We start from the raw sequence: 9,613 nt of genomic DNA, 5'->3' as shown, positions 1-9,613 counted from the left end.
TGTAGCCGCTGGCACTACGGGGGCGTTGATATCTCTAGAAAGGTCTACCATGGCAAAGGAAGCCGCACGCGTCCGTCGTCGCGAACGTAAGAACATCGCTTCGGGCGTCGCTCACGTGAACTCCTCGTTCAACAACACCACCATCACCATCACCGACGCGCAGGGCAACACCATTGCCTGGTCCTCGGCCGGCACGATGGGCTTCAAGGGTTCGCGCAAGTCGACCCCGTATGCCGCGCAGGTCGCTGCTGAAGACGCTTCCAAGAAGGCGCAGGAACACGGCATGCGCACCCTCGAAGTCGAGGTTGGCGGTCCGGGTTCGGGTCGTGAATCGGCGCTCCGCGCGCTGCAGGCCGCCGGCTTCACCGTCACCTCGATCCGTGACGTGACCTCGGTGCCGCATAACGGCTGCCGTCCGCGCAAGCGCCGTCGCGTTTAATAACTATCTACTGGGATTGCGGGTGGCTCGGCCGCCCGCAATCGCGTTCGACGTACTTTTACGCGGACTTTCTCCGCGATCTCCAAGCCAGAGAGTTCGATGGCCATGGGTGACACAGTGACGATCCAGAAAAATTGGCAAGAGCTTATCCGCCCCAACAAGCTGCAGGTGACCCCTGGCAGCGATCCGACCCGTTTCGCGACCCTCGTCGCTGAACCGCTCGAGCGTGGTTTCGGTCAGACCCTCGGTAACGCGCTGCGCCGCATCCTGCTGTCGTCGCTGCAGGGCGCTGCCGTTCAGGCCGTGCACATCGACGGCGTTCTGCACGAGTTCTCCTCGATCGCCGGCGTGCGTGAAGACGTCACCGACATCGTGCTGAACGTGAAGGACATCGCGATCAAGATGCAGGGCGAAGGCCCGAAGCGCATGATCGTGAAGAAGCAGGGCCCGGGCGCTGTCACCGCTGGTGACATCCAGACCGTTGGCGACATCACCGTCCTCAATCCCGACCTGCAGCTCTGCACCCTCGACGATGGCGCTGAAATCCGCATGGAATTCACCGTGTCGGGTGGCAAGGGCTATGTCGCTGCCGAGCACAACCGTCCGGAAGACGCGCCGATCGGCCTGATCCCAGTCGACAGCCTGTATTCGCCGGTCCGCAAGGTCAGCTACAAGGTCGAGAACACCCGTGAGGGCCAGATCCTCGACTACGACAAGCTCACCATGACCATCGAGACCAACGGCGCGCTGACGCCCGAGGACGCGGTTGCCTATTCGGCCCGCATCCTGCAGGACCAGCTCAACGTGTTCGTGAACTTCGAAGAGCCCCGCAAGGAAGTTGCTCAGGAAGTCATCCCGGATCTCGCTTTCAACCCGGCCTTCCTCAAGAAGGTGGACGAGCTCGAGCTCTCGGTACGTTCGGCAAACTGCCTGAAGAACGACAACATCGTTTACATCGGCGACCTCGTGCAGAAGTCGGAAGCGGAAATGCTCCGTACCCCGAACTTCGGCCGCAAGTCGCTAAACGAAATCAAGGAAGTGCTGGCCCAGATGGGTCTGCATCTCGGCATGGAAGTGCCCGGTTGGCCGCCGGAGAATATCGACGAGCTGGCCAAGCGCTTCGAAGACCACTACTGAGCAACTATCGAACAAGGTCGGGTAACCCCGGCCTTGTTCTGGGCGAACGCGGGCGGCCCACCTGCAACATGATGTCCCGACGAACCGTCGCGGCAATTGAATAGAGGACTACTCCCATGCGTCACGGCAAGGTTCATCGCAAACTCAACCGCACCGCAGAACATCGCAAGGCGATGTTCGCCAACATGTGCGCGTCGCTGATCAAGCACGAGCAGATCGTCACCACGCTGCCGAAGGCCAAGGAACTCCGCCCGATCGTGGAGAAGCTGGTCACCCTCGGCAAGAAGGGCGGTCTCGACAAGCGTCGTCAGGCCATCAGCGAAATGCGCGACCAGGATCAGGTCCGCAAGCTGTTCGACGTGCTGGCCAAGCGCTATGCCGATCGTCAGGGCGGCTACACCCGCATCATCAAGGCCGGCTTCCGTTACGGCGACAACGCCCCGATGGCCGTGATCGAATTCGTCGATCGCGACGAAGACGCCAAGGGCAAGGATTCGGGCCCGGTGCAGGGCGCCGAAGCGGACGCGGCGTAAGCTGCTCTTCCAGATGAGTTCTGAAAACGGCGCCTTCGGGCGCCGTTTTTGTTTGAACACTCACTGCCACGTGAGCCTCATTGCGCCTTGGCAGATCAGTTCCAATATCAGCTCCATCCTCACCCATGGAGCGTCCAATGAAGATCGATCTCACCGGCAAGACCGCACTCGTCACAGGCTCCACCGCAGGCATCGGCCTGGCGATCGCCAAGGGCCTTGCCGGCACTGGCGCGGAGGTCGTGGTCAATGGCCGCAGCCAAGCCAAGGTGGATGCCGCCATCGCAGCGATCGGCAAGGCGGTCCCCGGTGCCAAGGTGAAGGGCGTGGCGGCCGACGTTTCGACCGCGGAGGGCTGCAAGGCGCTGGCCGCCGCGCTGCCGGACATCGATATCCTGGTCAACAATGCCGGCATCTTCGAGCCCAAGGGCTTCTTCGACATTCCGGACGAGGATTGGGAGCGCTTCTTCGACGTCAATGTCATGTCGGGCGTCCGGCTGTCGCGCGCCTACATGCAGGGCATGCTGAAGCGCAATTGGGGCCGCATCGTTTTCATTTCCTCGGAGTCGGGCCTCAACATCCCGAGTGAGATGATCCATTACGGCATGTCGAAAACGGCACAGCTTGCGATCTCACGCGGTCTCGCCGAACTCACCAAGGGCACGGCGGTTACCGTGAATTCGGTACTGCCGGGACCGACCATGTCCGAAGGCGTCGAGACCTTTGTGAAGGATCTCGCCAAGCAGAACGGCCAGTCGGTCGATCAAGCCGCGAAGGATTTCGTCAAGCAGCATCGCTCGACCTCGTTGATTCAGCGTTTTGCCAGCGTTGAGGAGATCGCCAATATGGTCGTCTTCGTGAGCTCGAAGGAAGCGTCGGTGACCAACGGCGCCGCCTTGCGGGCCGAGGGGGGGATCGTGCAGACGATCGCGTAAGTCACAGCGATTTCTGAAGCGGACTTTGCCGCCGCGCTAAAGCGCTCCGCCTCGAAGCGGAGAGCAGTGGCGGCTACGCTCGCAGCCAGCGTCGTTATTTGCTGCCTTCCGACGGGGCGAGTGCCTGATCGAAAAACGCCGGTATGTCTGCGCTGAGCTGCTTCAGGAAAGCGGCCCGGTCGAAGCCCGGCGGATCAGCATTGGCGTCGCCATCCAGCGTGGGAATCGGCATCCCGACCTTGTCCATGAAAGCGAAGTGCCACGCATTCGGAATGGTCTGCAGACGCGTGCCCGGGATGTTTTGCGCAATGTGGGCGGCGTGAAATCTTGGCGGCAGCCAGCGGTCGTTTTCCGCTGCGTAGATCCGGGTTGGCAGGTCGATGGCCTGCAGCGACTGAGCTGTGAACATGACGCCGACCGGCGCCATGGCAACAATGGCGCGGACACGGCGATCGACGACCGAGGGGAGCTCGGAGGAGACTGGTGTGGACGCAGGATCGCGGCCCATGCCGCAGAAAATGGGATCCTCGGCACGGTCCTTTGCGCAATGCGTGCCGATGAGCGAGAGATCAAACCGGCCGCCTGCGAGGGCAACCACGGTGAAACCGCCAGCCGAATGCCCCACGGCGCCGATCAGCGGCCCTTTGGCGTCGGCGGCAACGCGGTCACGCCAATCGGGGTCTGCCAGCAGCGTGTCGATGACGCGCGATGCCTGGCGTGGACGTTCGACGAAGATGGCGCCCGGCGCCTGTTGCCACAGTGACTTGTCGGCATAATTGTCCCCGGGATGGCGGAGCGCTGCAACGAGATAGCCAGCTCGGGCGAGTGCGACGGCCAGGCTGCTATGGCCAAGCTCCGAACCGCCGGTGCCGTGGCTGACGATAATCAGCCCCTTCAGCCGGTCGGTCGGCGGTGCCATCGGCGCCACCTGGACCGTATAGGGGCCCATCGCCATCGCGCGAGCCGGTGCTTCGGTTGGATAGAACAGGGCCACCGATATGGCGGCCGGACTCGCCGGTGACGCCGGCACGGCATAGGGTCTCCAGCCGGCTTCGGTCGCCGTCGCGGCGCTGCCGAGAGGGGCGGAGGCCATTGTCAGCAATGACAGCAAAGCGGCGGCGCGGAGCTGTCTGGCAGAAGTTGCAAATGTCATGGATGCGACCCGGTTGAATGGCTATCCTGCTAGGTGCAGACGGGCGGACTGGTCCATCTCCCATTCGCGAACGGCAGGAATTCTTCGCCAATGACCCCGACTTCGCCAATGACATTCGCCGACACCCTGTTGCCGAACGCATTTCGGCACCGTCGCGTCTTCGTCACCGTTGCGCTTCCGCTGATGGTCGCGACGGCACTCGCCGCGGTCGGCGCTTTCGGCACCTATATCGGCATGGCGCTCCCGCTGCGGCTGCTGCACTTCATATGCATTGGGCTCGTGATCGGCGGCCTGATCGCTGCGCTATCTGCCTGTCTGCGGCGTTTCTGGTTCGACGGCGAGTTGCCGTTCTGGGCGGTGCTTGCAGTTGCTGTCGTGATGGCTCTGCCCGGCGCCTGGCTCACTTACCAGTCTCTGGCGTTCTGGGCGCCGCGGACGCTTCCCTATGTGTCCGCCCGTGAATTGCTGGCGCAGGTGGTGCTGGTCAACGTGTTGATCAGCAGTGGCGTCTGGGCCTTGCGTCGGCGAGCCACGCCGCCGGCAGAGATGGACAAGGAGGCGCCTGCACCTGTGCACTCCGACCAGTCGTTGCGCGGCAAGCTTCCCGCGCCATTACGCCATGCTGCTATCTTGTCCCTCAGCGCGGAGGATCACTATGTCCGTGTGCGAACCGGCCAGGGGGACGCTCTTGTCCTGATGAATTTGAGCACTGCAATCGAGGCACTTGGCGCCAGCGCCGGTGTCCGCATCCATCGTTCACATTGGGTGTCGCGTCGTCTCGCGGAAGCGGCGGCGACCTCGGGAAGCCGACATGGCATCCGCATCGATGAACACACTGTCCTGCCGGTCAGCCGGGCCGGGCGCAAACTGCTGAACGATCTTTGAAAAGCAGTCGAGCGTGGTTTTACCATGCGTTGGCTTGGTCGGCTGAATTCACGACAGTTGCTTGAGCACCCGACTTATATGAATCCGCAACAGAAAAGGCGGCGCCGGAGCGCCGCCTTCTCGCGTTGGTGTGGGCTGAGGGCATTCAGCCCCGAACCTGGAGGTTACTGAAGCGTGGGTGTTTACCAGGCGACCTGGGTGCGCATCGCGAACACGTCGTAATCTGCACCCGTGTTGATGCCGGCGGTGTTGAACTTGTCCACGGTGCCGTGGATCCAGTTGAACATGAAACGGGTGTTGTTGTTGACGTACCAGTTCAGGCCGACCGTGGTGTTCTTCAGTTCACCACCGCGGACCGTGAGGTCGTTGAGGCTGGCATAGCTGTAGCGAACCGCCAGTTCCCACGCGCCGAGATCGCCGGTGGCGAAGTTGACCGGACGCGCCGGAGAGACACCGCCGAAGGCGCCAGCCGACGACGAGTACTTGCGGGATTCGCCGGTCAGCACATAGCTGGCCTGACCGTAGCCGCCCTCGAAGTTGAGGTCGCCGAGGCCGTTGGTGCGCTGGACGCTGTAGTTGAAGTATTCGCCGGTGGCGAGGAAGCTGCCGTAACGGACAGCGCCTTCACCGCTCAGCACATGCGCGCTGTTGACGAAGTTCATGGTGCCGGTGTCGAGCAGCGCGTTGGTGGCCGGATCGATGCGGACTTCGATACGGTCGTTCATGCGCAGCGTGTTGTTGGTCACGCCGCCGGTCTCTGCGAGATACAGCGCATCAAAGCCGACGAGGACGGTCGAGACTTCGTTGTTGACCGGAACGGCAACGGCGCGGAAGGTGGCGCCGAGCGGCTGCGGGATCGAGTGGTTCACGCCAGCGCCCGTGGTCGGACCGGTCACGTAAGCGCCGACCCAGTAGTGCTTGTCGAACACCTGACCACCGAAGGCCGAGCGGAAGTCGCCGGCGGCGAGGTTGACGGCGAGCACCTGCGAGGCGGAGCGCTCCATGAAGAACGAGTTGTTCGACGAGATGGATTCATCGAGCGTATACGGCACGTCGATATAGCCGCCCTGGATGATCAGGCCCTTGATGCCCTTATAGGCAACCCAGGCATTGTTCAGCACGGCCTGGCCGTCAGTGGTGCCGCCGGCATCGATGATGAGGCCGTATTCCCAGTCCTTGTTGTAGGTGCCGATCAGGCCGAGGCGGGCGCGACGGGCATTGATGCCGTCATTGACGCTCTGCGGCGAGGTCGCAGCCGACTTCGGCGAATACGAATAGGCGCCGGCGTCGAAGTGGATGCGGCCGGTGATGGCGACGCAGTTCAAGCCATCGCCGGTGCAGAAGGTCGGACGGTTGCCGGGCATGGTCAGGATTGCGTCGAGATGCGGCACGGCCTTCTTGTGCATGGCGGCGTTGGCATTGGCGAAATTCGCCTGCGCAACGGCCTGCTGCTTCTGCGTGTTGTTGGCCTGCTTCTGAACGCTATCGAGCTTCTTTTCCAGCGCGCGGAGCTGCGCCTTCAAAGCTGCAACGTCATCGTTGGTGGCCTGTGCATGTGCCTGGCCGGACATCGCCAGCGCGCCAAGCACGGCGACGGTGCCCAAGAATTTGTGTGTCGTGGAAGACATGGATTACCCCTGTAGAAGACAAAATCCGACACGCCCCGCGAATTGCTTCGCAGGTGGTGATGCGCGCTGATCTGTGTTTGTGGACTTGTGGAAGGAATGGTCCCGCCAGGCGGGCGCCATCCGACTTTTTACAAGCGAGCCACTGTTGAGCTCGCCGGCAACCTAGTTTCGCTCTGTGACAGTTCTGTAAAACCCGCAATGCAGTGGGGTGACTATCCCGCACTGTCGCCCTGCGAGCACACTTTGCTTATCGAAATGGCTATTTAAGTTAGCTAATTAATGGAGGCGACGCATCCTGAGATGCGTCGCCTCTGTGGATGTCGCGTTACGCGGGAGCGCGTGTGATCAGTTTTGCACTCACCAGCCTTCGAGCACGATCTTGCCGTGCGATTTGCCGGACTCGAGCAGCGCGTGGGCGCGCTTGAGATTCGCGGCATTGATGGTGCCGAAGGTTTTGTCGAGAGTCGTGCGCAGCACGCCCTTGTCGATGAGGTCGGCGACATCGTTGAGAAGATGATGTTGCGCGATCATGTCCGGTGTCTGGAATGACGAGCGTGTGAACATGGATTCCCAATGCACCGAAACGGCCTTGCCCTTGAAGGCGGCCATGCTGAACTCGGCGGGATCGTCGATCAGGCCGAACCTGCCCTGCGGCGCGATGATGTCAGCGAGCGCCTTGTAGTGCTGCTCGGTGCCGGTCAGGCTGGCGATCAGGGCGACCGGCGGCACTTTCAGCGCCTCGATCTGCTCTTTCATCGGCTTCGAATGATCCACCACCGCATGGGCGCCGAGATCCTGGCACCACTTGACCGTTTCGGGGCGCGAAGCTGTCGCCACCACGGTGAGGCCGGTGAGGCGGCGGGCGAGCTGGATCAGGATCGAGCCGACGCCACCGGCGCCGCCGATGATCAGGAGTGTGCGCGGATCGAGGCTCTTGCCCGGCGCCACGCCGAGGCGGTCGAACAGCAGCTCCCAGGCGGTGATGGCGGTCAGGGGAAGGGCCGCCGACTCCGTGAAGCCGAGCGACGCCGGCTTGCGGCCCACGATGCGTTCATCCACCAGATGGAATTCCGCATTGGTGCCCTGGCGCAGGATCGAGCCGGCGTAGAATACCTCGTCGCCCGGCTTGAACATGGTGACATCGGGGCCGACGGCATCGACCACGCCGGCAGCGTCATAGCCCAGGATCTTGGTCTCGCCGGCCTTCGGCTCGGCCCGCTTGCGGACCTTGAAATCCACCGGATTGACCGAGATTGCCTTCACAGCCACGCGGATGTCGCGGCCCTTCGGCTCCGGCTTGGCGGCCTCGAAGTCGAACAGGGCCTTTTCATCATCGATGGGGAGGGATTTGGTGTAGCCGACGGCCTTCATGAATGGGCTCTCCTTGGGATTGGCATGACGCCCGCTCTAGCTGTCGTGGTGGGCGGCGAATTGCAAGGCGGCCGGTTCCACAGATATCGGCAAAGCAGGGCTGCGATGGCCGTTGCCGGCTGGTTCGTGCCCTTCTATTGCCCCGCTGGGGGGCCTATATTCCGGCGATTTCCCGCCAAAGAGGTCCCGATGATTCCATTTTTTCGCCGTGCAGCGACCGTTTCGGCTTTGTGCGCCATTGTCCTGTCCCAGAGCGTCCTGTCCCTGAGCCCGGCCTCGGCCCAGAACCGGCAGGTCCCGACATCGCCCACCGAGCTGAAACTGTCCTACGCGCCGATCGTGCAGCGGGTGCAGCCGGCGGTGGTGAACGTCTATGCAGCCAAGACGGTGCAGAACCGCAATCCGCTGCTCGACGATCCCGTGTTCCGCCGCTTCTTCGGCGGGCAGGGCATGCAGCCGGAGCAGATGCAGCGCTCGCTCGGTTCGGGCGTGATGGTGGATGCGGCGGGCCTCGTCGTCACCAACAACCACGTCATCGAGGGGGCGGACCAGGTCAAGATCTCGCTGTCCGACAAGCGCGAATTCGAGGCGGAGATCGTGCTCAAGGACAGCCGCACCGATCTCGCCGTGCTGCGCATCAAGGATGCCAAGGAAAAGTTCGCAACACTCGATTTTGCCAATTCCGACGATTTGCTCGTCGGCGACGTCGTCCTCGCCATCGGCAATCCGTTTGGCGTCGGTCAGACCGTGACACACGGCATCATCTCGGCGCTGGCACGCACGCAGGTCGGCATCACGGACTATCAGTTCTTCATCCAGACCGATGCCGCGATCAATCCGGGCAATTCGGGCGGCGCGCTGGTGGACATGACCGGCAAGCTGGTGGGCGTGAACACCGCGATCTTCTCGCGTTCGGGCGGCTCGCAGGGCATCGGCTTTGCGATCCCGGCCAATATGGTCCGCGTCGTCGTTGCCTCCGCCAAGTCGGGCGGCAAGGCGGTGAAGCGCCCATGGCTTGGCGCACGCCTGCAGAATATCACGCCGGAGATCGCCGAGACGCTCGGCCTGAAAACGCCATCGGGCGCGCTGGTCGTCAATGTGACGCCGAACAGCCCGGCCGCGAAGTCCGGGTTGAAGGTTTCCGATCTCGTCACCGCCATCGATGGTCAGGTGATCGATGATCCCAATGCCTTCGAGTATCGCTTCGCGACCCGCCCGCTCGGCGGCACCACGCAGCTCGATGCGCAGCGCGGCGGCAAGCCGGTGAAGCTCACCGTTGCGCTGGAAGCCGCGCCGGATACGGGCCGTGATGAAATTGTGCTGAAGGGCCGTTCGCCGTTCCAGGGCGCCAAGGTCGCCAATATCTCGCCGGCACTCGCGGACGAGTTGCGGCTGGATTCCAGCGTCGAGGGCGTCGTCATCACCGATCTCACAGAGACGGCAACGGCGGCTGGTGTCGGCTTCCAGAAGGGGGACCTCATTCTGGCGGTGAATGGCGTCAAGATCGGCAAGACCAGCGATCTCGAAAAGGTCAC

9 protein-coding genes are annotated in these 9,613 nt (G+C 62.7%); 6 read left to right on the top strand and 3 right to left on the bottom strand.

What is annotated here, in order from left to right:
- Window positions 1–49: 49 nt before the first annotated feature.
- The 4 genes from rpsK (at window position 50) to ACIQ17_RS26020 (ending at window position 3,041) form a co-directional block, all read left to right on the top strand.
- Window positions 50–439 (top strand): 30S ribosomal protein S11, encoded by a 390-nt coding sequence (rpsK, locus tag ACIQ17_RS26035; RefSeq protein WP_398472184.1) that lies wholly within the window; start codon window positions 50–52, stop codon window positions 437–439.
- 105 nt (window positions 440–544) lie between these two features.
- Window positions 545–1,576: a DNA-directed RNA polymerase subunit alpha gene (locus ACIQ17_RS26030; protein ID WP_398472183.1), complete on the top strand. Its 1,032-nt coding sequence runs from the start codon at window positions 545–547 to the stop codon at window positions 1,574–1,576.
- A gap of 116 nt (window positions 1,577–1,692) precedes the next feature.
- Entirely contained in the window at window positions 1,693–2,109 is a 417-nt protein-coding gene (rplQ, locus tag ACIQ17_RS26025; RefSeq protein ID WP_398472182.1) for a 50S ribosomal protein L17, read from the top strand.
- Between the two features lie 137 nt (window positions 2,110–2,246).
- Window positions 2,247–3,041 (top strand): SDR family NAD(P)-dependent oxidoreductase, encoded by a 795-nt coding sequence (locus ACIQ17_RS26020; RefSeq protein ID WP_398472181.1) that lies wholly within the window; start codon window positions 2,247–2,249, stop codon window positions 3,039–3,041.
- A gap of 94 nt (window positions 3,042–3,135) precedes the next feature.
- Here the strand turns inward: ACIQ17_RS26020 and ACIQ17_RS26015 are convergent, their stop codons facing one another.
- Complete coding sequence (locus ACIQ17_RS26015) at window positions 3,136–4,134, bottom strand: alpha/beta hydrolase family protein (protein WP_398472180.1); 999 nt, start codon at window positions 4,132–4,134, stop codon at window positions 3,136–3,138.
- Window positions 4,135–4,284: 150 nt separating this feature from the next.
- Between ACIQ17_RS26015 and ACIQ17_RS26010 the strand changes: the two genes are divergently transcribed.
- Entirely contained in the window at window positions 4,285–5,079 is a 795-nt protein-coding gene (locus tag ACIQ17_RS26010) for a LytTR family DNA-binding domain-containing protein (RefSeq protein ID WP_398472178.1), read from the top strand.
- A gap of 182 nt (window positions 5,080–5,261) precedes the next feature.
- On the opposite strand, the gene ACIQ17_RS26005 is transcribed toward ACIQ17_RS26010, so the two are convergent.
- Complete coding sequence (locus tag ACIQ17_RS26005) at window positions 5,262–6,707, bottom strand: OprO/OprP family phosphate-selective porin (protein WP_398472177.1); 1,446 nt, start codon at window positions 6,705–6,707, stop codon at window positions 5,262–5,264.
- A gap of 357 nt (window positions 6,708–7,064) precedes the next feature.
- Window positions 7,065–8,078, bottom strand: coding sequence for a zinc-binding alcohol dehydrogenase family protein (locus ACIQ17_RS26000; protein WP_398472176.1), 1,014 nt, complete (start codon window positions 8,076–8,078; stop codon window positions 7,065–7,067).
- 189 nt (window positions 8,079–8,267) lie between these two features.
- On the opposite strand from ACIQ17_RS26000, the gene ACIQ17_RS25995 reads away from it, so the two are divergent.
- On the top strand, window positions 8,268–9,613 hold a 1,346-nt coding region (locus ACIQ17_RS25995; protein WP_398472175.1), incomplete at its 3' end, for a DegQ family serine endoprotease.

The organism is Tardiphaga sp. (assembly GCF_044340795.1).
Lineage (GTDB): Bacteria > Pseudomonadota > Alphaproteobacteria > Rhizobiales > Xanthobacteraceae > Tardiphaga.
The sequence above is the reverse complement of the archived record's forward strand: the minus strand, read 5'-3'. Positions and strand labels throughout refer to the sequence as shown.